Annotated in this window: 14 protein-coding genes; 11 read left to right on the top strand and 3 right to left on the bottom strand. The window is 71.9% G+C overall.

Features of this window, described 5'->3' with window-relative positions; translation table 11 throughout:
* Nucleotides 1-139 precede the first annotated feature (139 nt).
* The 5 genes from AOK01_RS09460 (at nt 140) to AOK01_RS09480 (ending at nt 4,026) form a co-directional block, all read left to right on the top strand.
* Nucleotides 140-820 carry a class I SAM-dependent methyltransferase gene (locus AOK01_RS09460; protein WP_079103292.1) on the top strand — a complete coding sequence of 227 codons (681 nt, stop codon included), beginning with the start codon at nt 140-142 and terminating at the stop codon, nt 818-820.
* 20 nt (nt 821-840) lie between these two features.
* Nucleotides 841-1,383, top strand: coding sequence for a DinB family protein (locus AOK01_RS09465; protein ID WP_055510513.1), 543 nt, complete (start codon nt 841-843; stop codon nt 1,381-1,383).
* Nucleotides 1,384-1,516: 133 nt separating this feature from the next.
* Nucleotides 1,517-1,924: a YciI family protein gene (locus tag AOK01_RS09470; RefSeq protein WP_055510461.1), complete on the top strand. Its 408-nt coding sequence runs from the start codon at nt 1,517-1,519 to the stop codon at nt 1,922-1,924.
* A gap of 8 nt (nt 1,925-1,932) precedes the next feature.
* On the top strand, nt 1,933-3,078 hold the full coding sequence (locus tag AOK01_RS09475) for an RNA polymerase sigma factor (protein WP_055510463.1): 1,146 nt from the start codon (nt 1,933-1,935) through the stop codon (nt 3,076-3,078).
* A gap of 87 nt (nt 3,079-3,165) precedes the next feature.
* The gene (locus AOK01_RS09480; protein ID WP_055510465.1) at nt 3,166-4,026 is read left to right on the top strand and encodes an MmyB family transcriptional regulator; all 861 of its coding nucleotides are present in this window, start codon (nt 3,166-3,168) and stop codon (nt 4,024-4,026) included.
* Nucleotides 4,027-4,080: 54 nt separating this feature from the next.
* On the opposite strand, the gene AOK01_RS09485 is transcribed toward AOK01_RS09480, so the two are convergent.
* Nucleotides 4,081-4,812 carry a class I SAM-dependent methyltransferase gene (locus AOK01_RS09485; protein WP_055510467.1) on the bottom strand — a complete coding sequence of 244 codons (732 nt, stop codon included), beginning with the start codon at nt 4,810-4,812 and terminating at the stop codon, nt 4,081-4,083.
* Nucleotides 4,813-4,913: 101 nt separating this feature from the next.
* Here AOK01_RS09485 and AOK01_RS09490 point away from each other — a divergent pair, with 101 nt between their 5' ends.
* Nucleotides 4,914-5,474: a GNAT family N-acetyltransferase gene (locus AOK01_RS09490; protein WP_079103293.1), complete on the top strand. Its 561-nt coding sequence runs from the start codon at nt 4,914-4,916 to the stop codon at nt 5,472-5,474.
* Nucleotides 5,475-5,576: 102 nt separating this feature from the next.
* A complete protein-coding gene (locus AOK01_RS09495; RefSeq protein WP_055510471.1) occupies nt 5,577-6,086 on the top strand; it encodes an SRPBCC family protein in 510 nt (169 codons plus the stop codon).
* A gap of 96 nt (nt 6,087-6,182) precedes the next feature.
* Here AOK01_RS09495 and AOK01_RS09500 read toward each other — a convergent pair whose 3' ends face one another.
* A complete protein-coding gene (locus AOK01_RS09500) occupies nt 6,183-7,256 on the bottom strand; it encodes an alkene reductase (protein ID WP_055510473.1) in 1,074 nt (357 codons plus the stop codon).
* Between the two features lie 128 nt (nt 7,257-7,384).
* Here AOK01_RS09500 and AOK01_RS09505 point away from each other — a divergent pair, with 128 nt between their 5' ends.
* Nucleotides 7,385-7,789: a MerR family transcriptional regulator gene (locus tag AOK01_RS09505; RefSeq protein ID WP_055510475.1), complete on the top strand. Its 405-nt coding sequence runs from the start codon at nt 7,385-7,387 to the stop codon at nt 7,787-7,789.
* A gap of 49 nt (nt 7,790-7,838) precedes the next feature.
* On the opposite strand, the gene AOK01_RS09510 is transcribed toward AOK01_RS09505, so the two are convergent.
* On the bottom strand, nt 7,839-8,768 hold the full coding sequence (locus AOK01_RS09510) for an alpha/beta hydrolase family protein (protein ID WP_079103294.1): 930 nt from the start codon (nt 8,766-8,768) through the stop codon (nt 7,839-7,841).
* A 225-nt stretch (nt 8,769-8,993) separates the two neighbouring features.
* Between AOK01_RS09510 and AOK01_RS09515 the strand changes: the two genes are divergently transcribed.
* From AOK01_RS09515 to AOK01_RS09525, 3 genes are all read left to right on the top strand, one after another.
* Nucleotides 8,994-9,584, top strand: a complete 591-nt coding sequence (locus AOK01_RS09515) for a TetR/AcrR family transcriptional regulator (RefSeq protein ID WP_055510479.1) — start codon at nt 8,994-8,996, stop codon at nt 9,582-9,584.
* Between the two features lie 158 nt (nt 9,585-9,742).
* A complete protein-coding gene (locus AOK01_RS09520; RefSeq protein ID WP_055510482.1) occupies nt 9,743-10,597 on the top strand; it encodes a DUF4132 domain-containing protein in 855 nt (284 codons plus the stop codon).
* Nucleotides 10,594-15,672 carry a hypothetical protein gene (locus AOK01_RS09525; protein WP_055510484.1) on the top strand — a complete coding sequence of 1,693 codons (5,079 nt, stop codon included), beginning with the start codon at nt 10,594-10,596 and terminating at the stop codon, nt 15,670-15,672. Before AOK01_RS09520 ends, AOK01_RS09525 begins: the two co-directional genes overlap by 4 nt.
* Nucleotides 15,673-15,742: the final 70 nt, after the last annotated feature.

Here is a 15,742-nt window from a genome sequence, read left to right on the forward strand (position 1 = left end):
TTCATGGCCTCCTCGTGCGGATCCGCAACTTTCCTTGCGTGGCCGAGTCGGCGGTCCCGATGCTGGCCGTGCCGAAAGAACCCGGTGTCCGGCACCGCCCGGATGCCGGCATTTCTGACCGACGAAGGAGCCACAGCACATGGACACCACCCGAGGCCGACACCCTCACACCGGCTCCGCGGGTGCCGCGAACCCGCCGGGCGACGACGCCGAGCTGTTCTGGGAGAAGCACCACAGCACTCGGCGCATCTGGGGTGAGCGCGCTAACCCGTTGCTCGTCGAGACGGCCGAACCACTGGCACCCGGAGCCGCGTTGGATCTGGGCTGCGGGGCCGGCGGCGACACCGTCTGGCTCGCCCGGCACGGCTGGCAGGTCACCGCCGTGGACATCTCCAGCACCGCCGTCGACGGGGTCCGTACGCACGCCCGTGATCTCGGCGTCGGGGGCCGGGTCACCGCCGAACAGCACGATCTGGCCCGGAGTTTCCCGGCCGGAGAATTCGACCTCGTCTCCGCCCAGTACCTCCAGACCCCTTTCCCGTTGCCCCGCGGCCGTGTGCTGCGCGCCGCGGCCCGGGCCCTGCGTCCCGGGGGTCTGCTCCTGATCGTCGACCACGGCTCCACCGCGCCCTGGTCCTGGAACCGGGACCCGGACACCCACTACCCCACACCCGGCGAGGTCGCCGCCGACCTCGGCCTCGACCCCGGGCAGTGGCCCGTCGTGCGTGCCGAGATGCCGCGCCGCCAGGCCGTCGGCCCCGCCGGCGAGACCGCCACCGTCACCGACAACGTCCTGCTCATCCAGCGAACCGCCGCATGAGCGCCCACCCCCTCAACGACATGTCGGACGAGACCTCGGACCGGAGCGACACGTCGCAACGCGACCGCGCGCGGAAACCCGGGCCGAGGGGCAAGGACACCGGGCCTCCGCGGACCGGCGCCGATGAGAAGGCCACCCTGCTGGGATTCCTCGACCAGCTGCGAAACGCGATCGCGGACAAGGCCGCGGGCGTGCCGGAACCGCAGGTCCGCACCGGTGGTGTGCCCTCCGGCACCAACCTCCTCGGGCTGGTCAAGCATGTGACGTACGTCGAACGGTTCTACTTCCTCGGCGAGCAGCCCGACGACTGGGGCCGGACCATGCGGCCGTCCCCGGAGGAGACGGCCGACAGCGTGCTCGCCGGCTACCGGACGGCGATCGAGCAGGCGAACCAGGTCATCGAGGCCTGCCCGGACCTGGCGCTGCCCGCTCCGCGGTCCCCGCGCCCGGGACCGGCGCCGTCCATGCGGTGGGTCCTGGTGCACATGATCGAGGAGACCGGCCGGCACGCCGGCCACGCCGACATCCTCCGAGAGCACATCGACGGCTCCACCGGCCGCTGACAGCAGGAGTCTCCGCGGTGTGGAGGACATGAAAGAAAAGCGGGCGCCGATGTCGAGAACCCGTGCCTGGCTCCGTCCTCGTCGTGAAGGCGACCACAATGGGCCGCATCCGTACGTACCGAGGAGAACCACCATGGCCAAGTACCTGCTGCTGAAGCACTACCGCGGCGCGCCTGCGGCGGTCAACGACGTGCCCATGGCGCAGTGGACCCCGGAGGAGATCTCGGCCCACGTGCAGTACATGCAGGACTTCGCGGACCGGCTTGAGGGAACCGGCGAGTTCGTCGAGAGTCAGGCACTTGCCCCCGAAGGGACGTGGGTCCGGTACGACGGCGAAGGGCACCCGCCGGTCACCGACGGCCCGTTCGCCGAGACCAAGGACGTCATCGCCGGCTGGATGGTGATCGACGTCGACACCCATGAGCGCGCCGTCGAGTTGGCCGGGGAGCTGTCGGCCGCCCCCGGGGCGGGCGGGAAGCCGATCCACGAGTGGCTGGAGCTGCGCCCGTTCCTGACCGGGGCGCATACCATCACGGAGTGACCTCTCCGATGAGTGATGCCCTGGTCCGGAGCCTCACACCGAGTGTGCTCGGAATCCTCGTCCGCCGCGGAGCGGACTTCGCGGCGGCCGAGGACGCCGTGCAGGACGCGCTGATCGAGGCGGTCCGCGTCTGGCCGGCCGAGCTGCCGCGGGACCCGAAGGGCTGGTTGGTCACCGTGGCCTGGCGCCGGTTCCTCGACGCGACCCGTGCGGACACCGCCCGCCGCCGGCGTGAGGACCGTGTCGACGAGGAGCCGGGACCCGGGCCCGCGCCCACGGTGGACGACACACTCCAGCTCTACTTCCTGTGCGCCCACCCGTCGCTGACCCCGTCGTCCGCGGTCGCGCTCACCCTGCGCGCCGTCGGCGGACTGACCACCCGTCAGATCGCCCAGGCCTATCTGGTGCCCGAGGCGACCATGGCGCAGCGCATCAGCCGGGCCAAGCGCACGGTCTCCGGAGTGCGGTTCGACAAGGCCGGCGACGTGGCCACCGTGCTGCGCGTCTTCTACCTGGTCTTCAACGAGGGCTACTCCGGTGACGTCGACCTCGCCGCCGAGGCCATCCGCCTCACCCGGCAGCTCGCCGCCGTGATCGACCACCCGGAGGTGGCGGGGCTGCTCGCCCTCATGCTGCTCCACCACGCCCGGCGCGCGGCCCGGACCGCGCCCGACGGCAGCCTGGTACCACTCGCCGAGCAGGACCGCGGCCGGTGGGACACCGAGTCGATCGCCGAGGGCGTCGAGATCCTGCAAGCGGCCCTCGCCCGCGACCGGCTGGGCGAGTACCAGGCCCAGGCCGCCGTCGCGGCACTGCACGCCGACGCGCCGATCGCCGCGGAGACCGACTGGGTGCAGATCGTCGAGTGGTACGACGAGCTCGCGCGCCTGACCGACAGCCCGGTCGTCCGGCTCAACCGCGCGGTGGCCGTCGGGGAGGCCGACGGTCCCCGCGCCGGACTGGCGGCGCTCGCCGCGCTGGACGACGCACTGCCGCGCCACACCGCGGTGGCGGCCTACCTCCACGAACGCGACGGAGACCTGGCGACGGCGGCGCGGCTGTACGCCGAGGCGGCCCAGAAGGCCCCCAACCTCGCCGAGCGCGACCACCTGACGCGACAGGCCGCCCGGCTCAACACCCGGCAGCGCCGTTGACCGGGATCACTCCCGGATGAGGGACCCCCGCAACCGCTGACTCGGAGGTCGTGGCTGAGCCGCGCCGGACGGCCAAGGATGGGGACCATGGACCATACGTTCGATCGCTCATCTCTGGGCGCCTTCCTCCGCACCCGGCGTACGGCGCTGCAACCCGAGGACGTCGGGCTGCGCCGCGGGCAACGCCGGCGCGCTCCGGGCCTGCGGCGCGAGGAGGTGGCGGAGCTGTGCACCATGTCCGCCGACTACTTCGCCCGGCTGGAACGCGGCGACGGACCGCAACCGTCGGAGCAGATGACCGCGGCCATCGCCCGCGGCCTGCGGCTGACCCCGGACGAACGCGATCATCTGTTCCTGCTCGCCGGTTACCGCACCGCCCGCCGTGACGTGCGGCTCCAGCATGTGAGCCCCGGCCTTATGCGGGTCATGGACGGCTTGGCCGGCACCACCGCGCAGGTCATGGGCCCGCTGGGCGAGACGCTGCTCCAGACGCCGTCCGCGGTGGCACTGCTCGGCGACCAGACCCACTACAGCGGCAACGCCCGCAGCGCGACGTACCGTTGGTTCACCGACCCGGACTCCCGTGGCCGGTACCACCCCGAGCAGTACGCCGACAACAGCCGTATCAACGTCGTGCTACTGCGGGCGGCTGTCACCCGGGACGGGCCCGGCTCCCCCTCGGCGGACCTTGCGGACGTCCTGCTGCGCACCAGCGACGAGTTCGCCCGGTTGTGGGAACGCCACGAGGTGGGCCTGCGGTGGAGCGAGACCAAACGATTCGTCCATCCCCAGGTAGGAGAGCTGGAGCTGTACTGCCAACTCCTGCTCGAACCGGACCAGGGCCAGTCGCTTCTCATCTTCACTGCCACGCCGGGTACGGAAAGCCACGAGAAGCTCGCCCTGCTCACGGTGCTGGGCACCGACCATTTCACCGCCGCCACCGACTGAGGCCACACCCGCGGGGCCGACGCTCCCCCGCGCCCGGCCTCATGCGGGCGCGCCTCAGGCCGCCGGGCGCCGGGCAAGGAAGACGAACTCCCGGCCGGGACGATCAGGAGCGTCGCGTACGTCGTCGATCACATAGCCCTGCGCGCTCAGATCGGCCTCGACCTCCTGCCGCTCACGGAACCGCAGGGTCGAGTGCGACGTCAGCACTTGCCCGTCCGCGGCGAACACATACGTCGACCGGAACGTCACCAACGGCCGGCTCACGTCGGTCACCTGGAGCCAGCTCTCGACTGTGCCGACGCCCGGGATCTCCGTGACGGAGTACGACTGCTCACGGTTCCAGTCCTCCCAGGCACGCCTGGCCGGATCCCGGGTCTCGAACACCAGCCGCCCGCCCGGCCGCAAGGCCCGGTAAGCCGCCCGCAGAGTTTCCCGCCAGCTCTCAGGAGCCACGATGGCCTGGGCGACGTTCGCCGTCATCGTCGCCAGGTCGACCCGCAGCGGCGGGAGTGCTGTCACGTCGCCGCGGATCCAACGCACCCGCTCGCCGCCCGGTTTGCCCCGGGCGACATCGAGGGACGCCGCGGCGGGATCGACCCCGACGACCTCGATACCCCGATCGGCCAGGAGAAGGGCGAACACTCCCGTCCCACAGCCGATGTCCAGCACCCGCCGCGCTCCGAACTCCTCCGCCATGCGGGTATAGGCGTCGAGATCGCTGCGGTCCGGGTCGAGCGGGTCATAGATCGCGGCGAGCCGTGGATGTCCGAAGCACTCGTCAGCCATGCGGTCGAAGGTAGAGGCCGACGAGTCCGACGCTCCACTCGTTTTCGCTGCGGACGCTACCGGAGTCGTCATTGCGCTCCCCGGCACGTAATATTCACTGAGTGAATCGGAGTCTTACAACCGCAGGTGGGGCGATCTCGGTCCGGCGGGCCACCGCGCGGGACGCCAAACGGCTCACACGGCTCGTGCGCGGCTCACGCGCCTACGAGGGGCAGTACGCGGCCATGGTGGCGGGCTACCGCGTAGGCCCGGACTACATCGAGACCCACCGCGTCTTCGTGGCTGTCACTGCCGACACCGCCGACGCCACCGGTGAAGGCAGCGGGGGCGGTGAAGGCGGCGGCAGCAGTGAAGGCGGCGGCCAAGTACTCGGGTTCTACTCGCTCGTCCTCGCTCCGCCGGAGCTCGACCTGATGTTCGTCGCCGACCGGGCGCAGGGGCGCGGGGTCGGGCGGCTGCTCGTCGCGCACCTGAAGTCCGAAGCTCGTGCCGCCGGGCTCGACCGTGTGCGGGTGGTGTCGCATCCCCCCGCCGAGGGCTTCTACCGCAGCGTGGGCGCGGTGCACGTCGGGACCGCGTCCGCGAATCCGCCGGCCGTGGTGTGGGACCGGCCCGAGTTGGAGTTCCGCATCTCCGCGGACAGCGCCGGGAACGCCGGGTAACTGACATCGTCACCGCGAACGCCACCGCGAACGTCACCGCACACAGGCCCGGAGTAGTGTTCCTACTTGCCAGTAGCTTCCGCGCCCAGGGAGAGAGCGCCCATGCCCCGCACCTTCACCGTCGCTCGCAGCATCCTGGTCGAGGCATCACCGTCAAGGGTGTACGGCGAGCTCAGCCGGCCCGCGCAGATGGGCCGCTGGAGCCCCGAGAACCTCGGCGCGACCGTCTCGGGCGGGGACGGGCCGGCTGACGTCGGCACGGTCTTCGAGGGGCACAACAAGCGCGGCGGCTTCCGCTGGACCACCCGCTGCACCGTCACCGCGGCGGATCCCGGCAGCCGCTTCGCCTTCCGCGTGCATGCCATCGGGCTCAAGCGGCCACGTCTGAAGGCGCCGATCGCCACATGGGAATACCGGTTCGAGGCGGCAGGCAGCGGCACGCGGGTGACGGAGACCTGGACCGACGACCGGCGCTCCTGGCCCACGCTCGTGGCCAACACCTTCGACCGGGTGGCCACGGGCGGCAAGACGTTCGCCGCCTTCCAGGCCGGCAACATCGACAGAACCCTGCGCAACCTCAAGCGAGAACTCGAAGCACCGGTACGCCCCTGAGGCGCTCCGCAAGCCGGCGATCAGACGAGCAGACGAGCAGGCGAGCCGCAGGAACAACGCGACCACCGCACCGCTGACCGCGCCCGCCGGCCGGTGTCAGGCCCCGTACTGGTGTGCCGGATAGGTCAGGTATCCCGCGTCGCCGCCCTGGTAGTAGGTCGCCTCGTCGACGGGGGCGATGGGGACACCCGTGCGCAGGCGTTCCACCAGGTCGGGGTTTGCGATGAAGGCGCGGCCGAAGCTGATGAGGTCCGCTCCCAGGCCGAGCCAGTGATCGGCGTCGGACCGGCCGGTCTGCTTCGGCCCCATGGGCAGGACCGGGTTCATGATGAGAGCGCCCGGCCAGGCACGGCGCAGCGCCACCAGCACCTCTTCGTCCGCGGTCGCCTCGATGTGCACGTACGCCACTTCCAGCCGCGCCAACTCGCCGAGCAGGGCGGTGTAGAGCTCCGTGACCTCCGACTCCCGCACGCCCCAGAAGGTCCCGGCCGGGGAGAGCCGGATGCCTGTGCGGGCCGCGCCGACCGCCTCGACGGTCGCGGACACCGCCTCGACGGCGAAGCTGATCCGGTGGGCCACGGAGCCTCCGTAGCGGTCCGTCCGCAGGTTGGCGTTGGACGACAGGAACTGGGAAATCAGGTATCCGTTGGCTCCGTGCAGTTCCACGCCGTCGAATCCCGCGGCCACGGCTCGGCGTGCCGCGTCGCCGTAGGAGCGGGCGTGCTCCGGCACTTCCGAGGTCTCCAGGGCGCGGGGTACGGGAGCCGGCTGCGGCCCGGTCGGCGTGAACACGTCGCCGACGGCGGGCACGGCCGACGGGCCGACGGGCTGCGTGCCGGTGGTGTCGGGATGCGAAACGCGTCCACCGTGCATGAGCTGCGCGAAGACGCGTCCGCCGTTGGTGTGCACGGCGTCCGTCACCGGCTGCCACGAGGCCTGCTGCTCCTCGGTGTGCAGGCCGGGCGTGCCGGGGTTGGACTGCCCGATCAGGCTCGGCTGGACGCCCTCCGTCACGATCAGCCCGGCGGTCGCGCGCTGGGCGTAGTAGGTCGCCATCGACGGGGTGGCCAGACCGCCGGCGGCGGCCCTCACCCGGGTCATGGGCGCCATCACCACTCGGTTGGGCAGCGTCAGGTCACCGAGCTCATAGCTCTGGAACAGGCTCGTCACTTCAGGACTCCTCAACGATCCGTGGCCCGGTCCCGGGCACAACGGTTACGCTAAAACCTGACACTGACGTCAGAGGCAAGTGTTGTGACGCAGACAACAGCGACGCAGGCAACAACAGGGAGAGCGACATGCGCATCGGAGATCTCGCCGAACGGGCCGGCGTCAGCGTCCGGTCGCTGCGCTACTACGAGGAGCAGGGACTGCTCACCAGCACGCGCAGTAGCAGCGGGCAGCGCCACTACACGGACTACGAGGTCGAACGCGTCACGTTCATCCAGCGGCTCTACGCGGCCGGCCTGTCCAGCCGGACCATCGCCGCGCTGCTCCCCTGCGTCGACGCCCCCAGCGAGGAGAACTCGGACGCCGCCCTCGAACGCATGGGCGAGGAACGCGACCGGCTCACCACGCACATCACGGAACTCCTCCAGACCCGCGACACCCTCGACAAAGTGATGGCCTCCGCCCGCGCATACCGCGAACAGTTCGACGCGGAAGTCGAGGCAGGGGCCGAGGCAAGGGCGGTGAGCGCCTGACTCCGCCCGCCCCTCACATCGCCCGCTCCGGCCCCCCTCGCGCAGGGCCTTACTTGGACTCGATCCGGCCCAGTGGGTCGGTGCCGTCCGACAGGGCCTTTCGTGCCGCCGCCCAGCCGGCGTCCTCGATGCCGAGCGCGTGCCGGAGGTAGGCCCACGTGACCCGCTGGATCAGGGCGACGCGCTCGGGGTTCTCGTCCGTCGTCTCCTGGACCTCGTAGCCGGCGATCCCGCCCAGGGAGTGCTCCGCCCCGAACAGAGTGAGCAGGCTCTTGTCACCCGGGCTCAGGAAGTACGGATCGGCAAGCCACTCGGGTCCCCTGACGGACAGCGGGGAGTCGTCCTGGTCCCCGGCGACCACGAGGGCCGGCGTGGTCATATTCTCGAAACTCGGGTTCATGAACGGGAAGTGCTCGGCCGCGAACGGTGTCAGGTCGGCCCCGCCCCTTCCGGCCGTGGCGAGCAGCACACCCGCCTTGATCCGCGCGTCGGACAGGTCCTCTTCCTTCTTGCTCACCGGATCCAGGACCCGCAGGCCCAGGAGATTGCCCGCGGTCTGACCGCCGAAGGAGTGCCCGGCAGCGGCGATACGGGTCCGGTCGAGGCGACCGCCGAGACCGGGAACGGCGGCCTCCAGCAGGTCGAGCCCGTCGAGGACGCGCTTCATGTCCTCCACACGAAAGCGCCAGAGCCGCGGGGTGCGGGGATCGTCCTGGGGAAGGCCCACCGTCCTGGAGTCGAGGTGGGTGGGCTGGATCACCACGAAGCCGTGGGCGGCCCAGAAGTCGGCCAGAGGGCCGTAGCCGTTCAGCGACGAGCCGAAGCCGTGCGAGAGGACGACGATCGGCAGGTCGTCCCCCGCCGCCGGCGCGGAGACCCGCACCCGCAGGTCTTCGCCACGGCCCGGCGCCTCCAGCACCACAGGCTTCACCGAGACGACGGGGGTGGGTGCGGTGAGGACGACGCCGGACACCGCCACGCCTGACGCGTCTGATACGCCTGATGCAGTTGACGCGGTTGATGGGGTTGCTGCGGTCATGGGTGAATTCCTTCTTCCGGCTGTTCGGCATGGCGGCCGTGCGCGGTTTGGCCGCCGCTCCCCGGTCTGCCATCATGAGGAAAACGGGACACTGTCCCGTATCAAGGACCGAACATACGGGACACTGTCCCGTTTAGTAAAGCCGGTGATGAGAGGCATGGTGCGGTGAGCGGAAGCGAGCGGGGCGCGGGACGTGCACCCCGGCCCAAACGGGCGGACGCGCGACGCAACGAGGAGGTCCTGCTCGACTCGGCCGCCGCGGTCTTCGTCGCGTCCGGCGTGGAGGCGCCCATCCGCGACATCGCGGCCGAGGCCGGCGTCGGAACGGCCACGATCTACCGCCACTTCCCGACGCGGGCGGATCTCATCGTCGCCGTCTACCGACACCAGGTGGAGGCCCTCGCCGAGACCGGCCCCTCCCTGCTGGCGACCAGCGCGACCCCGTACGCGGCCCTTGCGCAGTGGATCGACCTCTTCGTCGACTTCGTGGTCACCAAACAGGGACTCGCCTCCGTGCTGCAGTCGGACGACCCCTGCTTCGACCCCCTGCACTCCTACTTCGTCGAGCGGCTCGTACCCGTGTGCACCGAGTTGCTCGACGCCGCGGCCGACGCGGGAGAGATTCGCTCCGGCATGGACGCGTACGAACTCATGCGCGGTGTCGGTGGCCTCTGTGCGGGCGCCGGCACCCATCACCGCTACGACGCACGCCGACTGGTGAAGATCCTCGTCGCCGGACTGCGCCGATCACCCTGAGGGCTGGCGGCTCTCGGCTCGGGCAGGCGCAGGAGCGCCGCTCCGAGTGGGGTGAGGGTGTGCAGGACGGTGTTCGCGTGGCGGTTGCCGGTGAGGCGTTGTCAGTGCTCTCACCTAGAGTTCCCGTCACTTGATCACTGGAGTGCGGGGAGGCACATATGGGGTGGGTCACGGCCGGCGATTACGAGGTCGGCCTCGACGGCGGAAAGGTGGTGTGCCGCAACGGCGCGGGACGGCAGTTGAAGTCCGTACCGGCCAGACTCGCCGAGGATCCCGCGGTCATGGGACTGCGGCAGCTCGCCGAATGGCTGGAGCGGCACGAACGCCAATGCCTCACCGACGTCGAGAAGTGGATGGTGCGCTCGCTTCCGGTGCCGTTCGCCGTCATCGCCCGGGTGTGGCCGGATCCCGCCTGGCAGAGCGCTCTGCGCGATCTCGTCGTCACCGGTCCCGATGGTGAAGTGGCCGGATTCCTCCGGGACGCCGACCTCGACCGCGGCCTCGGCCTGGTCGACCTCGACGGAGACAGCGTGCGCATCACCCCCGAGCTCGTGCACCTCCCGCACCCCGTCCTTCTCGACGACCTCGCAGAACTGCGGGAGTTCGCCGTCGAACTCGGCGTCGAGCAGCGGGCCCAGCAGCTCTTCCGCGAAGTGTGGCAGCGCCCCGCGGGCATCGACGCCGAGGCCACCACCGTGGAGGAGTTCGCGGGCGGCGCGTTCAAGCAACTGCGCTTCCTGCAGGGCAGGACCACCCAGTTCGGCTACCGCGTACGCGGCGGCAACGCCGTCTGCTCCGTACGGGAGGACTCCCGCGGCGTCGAGGCCCGGGTCTGGATCGGCGACTACGACGGTTTCGAGGAGACCGAGACCGGTCCCCTCATGTGGACCGACGGCACGGGCCGGGTGCTGAAGCTCGGTCAGGTGGGGCCCGTCGCCTGGTCGGAGGGCATGCGCATGGCAGCCGCCCTGTTCGCCGGGCGTGACATCGAGGACGAGGAGCAGGCGGCATGACCACGTACGCACACACCACCACGGCCGCGCTGCTCGAAGCCGGCGCCGTCCTGCCAGTGGGGGCCGCCACCGGCGAGGACGCCGACACCCTCACCATACGCACCTACACGCATCCCGCGCTGGACGGCCGGCTCGCCGTCCGGCTCGTGCCGGGCACTCTCGGTGAGGCCGAGGACCTCGCCCTTGAGTTCCTCGGTCTGGTCCGGGAACCGGAGACCCCCGAGGTCGGACAGGTACGCCGCGAGACCCTCGGCTTCCCCGCCTGGGCGCTGGTCAACGACCCGGCCAACGGACACCACGCGCTGGCACTGGTCAAGGACGTCGAGCGGCTCGCCCGCCAGGCCAAGTCCCGCCCCGGCACCGCCAAGGAGGGCTTCGAAGCGCTCGGCGAACGGCTCGGCCGGGCCGTGCCACACTTCCTGCCCACCTTCTACGAACAGGCCGCCCGGATCTTCCTGCGGCACGAGAACACGACGTACGCCGCCACTTTCTTCGGCAGGGCCCGCGAGGCCGAGCGGGTCCACGCGCTCACCGTCGACGAGGAGCGGCAGCGTGCCGTGTTCCTGGAGTTCGCCTTCGCCGGAGCGCTGACGGTCAAGGCGCTCAAGGAACATGTGAAGGACCTGGCCCACCGGCTCGACCCGGCGACGGCATGGGCGCAGTTCCGGCAGTTGTGCATGGAGCGTTGCGCGGCCGGCATGCCGCCGTACGCGTCGCTGCCGCAGGACGCCCGCGGCCTGATCAGGGCCGCCGGTCTCGACCGGGTCACCGAGGAATGCTCTTTCGTGGCCGACCTGGTCGCCTCACCCGCCGCGGTGCGGGCGCCCGCCTCCTTCTGGACCGCCTTCCGGGCCACTCTCCCGATCCTCGCCGAGCGGCAACCGGCCGTCCGCGCCCGGCTGTTGGAGATCATGCCGACCGGTCTGGGACGCGACGCCAAGAACGACGAGTTCTGGCTGACGCTGCTCGCGGAGAGCGGCGCCGACCGCCTCCTCACCGGCGAGGGCGGCGAGAACGGCGAGGACGGCTCGCGGGCGGAGGGCGGCGGCAGCGCGGCCACCGGCGTCGACGCGCCCGCCGGCATCGACGCAACCAGCATCGACGCGGCGGACTGGCTCAGCCGTTGGGCCGCACACCGCAAGCACGGTGCCACCGTCTGCGAGCGTTCCCCGCTCACCCTCCGGCTCGTCGAGCGGATGGCGCCACGGCTACGGGCCGACGGCCGGGCCGTGGATCTCTTCACCGGTCGCTGGCACGCCGGCGCGGATCTCGACCTGCTGGACCTGTGCGTGGCGTCGGGCATTCCCCTCGCGATGCCCGACGCGGACAAGGACGTGCATCTGGCCCTCGACCGCTGGCTCCGCGATCCTCAGCCCGAGGGGCGCGATCTGACCGCCACCGCCGCTGACGCGCGTTTCCGGCCGCTGCTGCACGGGGCCATCGGGGCACTGGGCAACGACCGGACGCTGTCCTCGGGCCTGCTGGAGAGCCTCGTCGCCCATCCCGTGCTGACCGACGTGCTGCGCGAATGGCTGGACGACGCCGCCGAGACGTTCGCCGCGTCGACGGGCCTGCCCGGTGCCCGCGACGCGCTCCAGCGCCTGCGCCCCTTCCGTCCGGTCGCCGCCCGGGTCAGCCCGCGATCGGTCGCGCGCGTCGCGGAGCACGAGATCGCGCCGCTGCTCGGCCGCACCCTGCGGGCCGGTATCCCCGACGAACTGGGCTGGCCCGCCCTCGACGAGGGGCTGCGGCTCCTGGACAGCGAGACCGCTCCCGACCGCGACGACCATCTGCGCCTGACCGACGCCTGGCCCGCGCTGATCCTCTCCCGCCGCCACAAGGCCGTCGTCGTCGGCCCGGACGAGGTGCTCCTCGACCACGACCTGCGGCTGCCCGTCGAGCTGGACCGCTGGACGCATCCGCAGTTCCGCTACACCGACGGCGAACTGCTCGTGATGTGGCGGCAGGACACCAAGCAGCGCGGCTACTGGTCGGCCCGGCCGTCCGAGGTGTTCACCCTCGGCGGCGAGCAAGTGCCCCACTGGTACAGCAGCGACGCCGGTAGCCCCTCCATCCCGCTGTCCGCCGGCGGCCGGGCCACCGGCGGACGCACCCTGCACGCCGGTGACACCGTCCTGCCGGCCGACCGCCCCGTCATCGGTGACGGCACGACGCTCTGGCGCCAGGGCAGGCAGGGCAGACAGCAGGTCTGGCTGGAGTACGACCCGGCCACCGGAACACACGGACGTGCCTCCCTGCCCGCCTTCCTGCGGTCGGGCATCCGCGAGGACGCCACCCTTCTGCAGCACCACTGCGAGGTCCTGCCGCTCCAACCCGGCCTGGAACACAGCCCGTTCGGCACCGACGGCACGGTCCTCGGCCGCTGGGTCCGCTCGGAGGGCACGGGAGCGGAGGCCCGGACGACCACCGGTACGCCGGACGGCCGGACCGTCACCCTGCTGTCGGCCGGCCGCGGGTCGGCCGGATTCCCCCTCGGTGCGCTGCGCCTTCCCGGCGGCGCCGAGCCCGTGGCCACGCTCCTGAACCGGCAGGTCGCGCTCTTCGCCGCCGAGGACACCTCGGCCTCCGGCGAACTCGGCCGGGTGACACCCGGTCAGCGCGGCGGGGAGTTCGCCGCCGGCACCCGGCTCGTACCGCCGGTCGCCTTCTGGCACGCGCTGCGCCCCCGCGACGAGCGGGCGTCCGCCGTGCTGCGCGCGCTCACCGACGAGGCGGCGGCCGACGTCCTGGCCGCCGCGGCCCAGGCGCTGACCGAGCGTGAGGCCCGGCTCGTCGAGGCCGGTGACGCCGCCAGGACCACCGTCGACGGCAAGCCCGTCGTCCCGGACGCGGACGCGTTCGTCCGGCGCGCCGTGTCCGAGACCCTGCCCGGGCTCACGGACGAACGGACGCTCACCGGCGTGTCCGCCCTGGTCCGTGCCGCGCTCCGGGTCGTCGGTTCGGTCGCCACGTTCGTGGAGCCGCCCGTCGAGAAGCCGCAGACCGATCGGCGGCGGAGCGAAGGCATGTTCGCCGACTACAGCCCCGAGGACGGCGACGACGGCACCCTGATGGAGGCTGCCGCCGGCATCGGTGAACTGTGGGGAGGGTGGGGAGGCGACAACCAGTGGAGAACGCTGCGCCAGATCCGGGCCGTGAACCACGTCCTGTCCGGGCGGCCCGCGGACGGCAAGCCGCTGCCCGACCTCGCTCGGACGGGTGCTCTCGGTGAGGGATGGCGCAGTGAGGAGTACACGGTCCCCGGCATGGGCATGGGGTGGCCGTCGCTCCTGACCGTGCTGCGGCCGCTGGCCTATCGGGCCGCCATGCCCACCGTGCCCGACGTCGGGCGGGAAGCGCTGCTCCTGCTGTTCGAAGCGGTCGCCGAAGGGCCGCTGGCCACGCCGGGCCACGGGCTGCGCGAGATCCTGCTGAGCGAGCCGTACACCAAGCAGCAGCGTGTCGGTCAGGTGCTGCGCCGGGACGGCCGCACCGTGGTCCTCCTCGGCATCGAGAGCATCGACCACCAGCGTCAACGGGTCAATTGGCTCGCTCTGGACCACGACCCGTCCGGCGCGTTCGGCGCCGTCGCCCACTTCGCCCTGGAGCGGGAGACCGCGGTGCCGTCGGTGTTCCCCGAGAACGGGCTCGCCGCCGTCACCCGGCTGATCCGGGACAAGGGAGCCGCCCCCTGGCTGCCCGGGGCGCCCGCCGTGTTCGCCGCCGCGACCCGCGACGGTCTGGGCCCCGTCCAGGCCACGTTGCTGCTCGCCGCGTGTCCGAGGCAGCCCGGTGCCGGCACACTCGCCACGCTCGGGCTCAAGCCCCGGCAGCTGGACCTGGGCAACGGCCGCCTGTCGTCACTCGGCCGGGAGGACCGGTCCGCGCTCCTGAGCGCCCTGCTGCCCGAGGACCCCGCCGACCTGTGGACGACCGGGCCCGACACGGCGGCCGCGGGCCGGGTGTGGGCCGAGCGTCTCGGTTCCGTCGTCCGTCTGCCCGAGGACCTCACGGTCGATCTCGCCGGCCTGCCCGCCGGCTCCGCCGAGGCCGTGCTCAATCCGGGGCTCACCCCCTGGATCTGCCGCACCACGGAACACCGGCCGGACAAGGACGGCACCCTCGTTCCGGTGGACCCGGCGGCGCTGCCCGGACGCCAGGCGCTGACCCGCGCCGTCGCCGCCCTGGCCTCGCTCGCCTACGCCCTGCCGTACGGGCACCCGTTGCGCGCGGCCCTGCCCGAGGGCCTCGCCGCCCTGCGCCACCGCCTCACCGACCCGGGACTGCTGCTCGACCTCGACGTCACGTGGACGGACAAGGGCGGCACGACAGCCGTGGAACTGCGGAAGGCGTACGGGCTTCCCGCCACCGGAGGCGCCGACGCACACGGCCTGACACCCGTCGGGGAGGCTCTCGTACTGCGGCCCTGGTACTCCGAGCGGGAGACGGTCCTGCTGCGCCCCGCCGTCCTCACCGGTCCGGACGACCCGGCCATCGGGCTCCTGGCGGGTCTGGTGGGACCGGAGCGCGACGGCGACCTCCAGGCGCTGCGCGCGATCCTCGACGACGGACTCGCCCACGCTCTGCGGGCCGGCATCGAGCCCGAGGGACCCGCCGGGTACGCCCAGGACCCGACCGTCGGTGCTCCCGCGCTGGTCGCCGAGGTGGCGGCGGCGCACGGTCTGGGCGAGGACGCGGCGGCGCTCTACCTCCAGTTGCTGGCCCTGCCCGATCCGACGGACCGCAACTGCGCCCGCTGGACCGGCTGGAAGCCCGTCCGCCTGAAGAAGGCCCGCACCGAACTGGCCGCCACCGGCCTGGTCGTCGAGGCGAAGCGACCGCGCGCCGGGCGCACGCTGTTCCTGCCTTGCGGATGGCGCGACCTCAAGTCCCCGGCCCTGCCGGTGGAGACCTGGAAGGAGAGCCTGTACCCGGTACGTCCGAACACGCGTGCCGTACCTCTCCTCCCGGTCCCCGACCTGTTCGCCCGTGCCTGGCACCGCGTCCAGGACGGCGACGCGCCCGCCTACGAGAAGCTCACCACCCGCGCCACCCGGAAGGGCCGCGGCCGATGACCACCGCCCGAGCCACCCGGCCGAACCCCCTGACGACGCCAGTGACGCCGACGACACGGATGGCGCCGAT

The sequence above is a fragment of the Streptomyces aurantiacus genome (assembly GCF_001418335.1).
Classification (GTDB): domain Bacteria; phylum Actinomycetota; class Actinomycetes; order Streptomycetales; family Streptomycetaceae; genus Streptomyces; species Streptomyces aurantiacus.

Coding starts and splice junctions, on each gene's coding strand:
- AOK01_RS09470 (WP_055510461.1), top strand. CDS start 1,517: ATGGCCAAGTACCTGCTGCTGAAGCACTACCGCGGCGCGCCTGCGGCG.
- AOK01_RS09460 (WP_079103292.1), top strand. CDS start 140: ATGGACACCACCCGAGGCCGACACCCTCACACCGGCTCCGCGGGTGCC.
- AOK01_RS09465 (WP_055510513.1), top strand. CDS start 841: ATGTCGGACGAGACCTCGGACCGGAGCGACACGTCGCAACGCGACCGC.
- AOK01_RS09525 (WP_055510484.1), top strand. CDS start 10,594: ATGACCACGTACGCACACACCACCACGGCCGCGCTGCTCGAAGCCGGC.
- AOK01_RS09480 (WP_055510465.1), top strand. CDS start 3,166: ATGGACCATACGTTCGATCGCTCATCTCTGGGCGCCTTCCTCCGCACC.
- AOK01_RS09495 (WP_055510471.1), top strand. CDS start 5,577: ATGCCCCGCACCTTCACCGTCGCTCGCAGCATCCTGGTCGAGGCATCA.
- AOK01_RS09520 (WP_055510482.1), top strand. CDS start 9,743: ATGGGGTGGGTCACGGCCGGCGATTACGAGGTCGGCCTCGACGGCGGA.
- AOK01_RS09485 (WP_055510467.1), bottom strand. CDS start 4,812: ATGGCTGACGAGTGCTTCGGACATCCACGGCTCGCCGCGATCTATGAC.
- AOK01_RS09475 (WP_055510463.1), top strand. CDS start 1,933: ATGAGTGATGCCCTGGTCCGGAGCCTCACACCGAGTGTGCTCGGAATC.
- AOK01_RS09505 (WP_055510475.1), top strand. CDS start 7,385: ATGCGCATCGGAGATCTCGCCGAACGGGCCGGCGTCAGCGTCCGGTCG.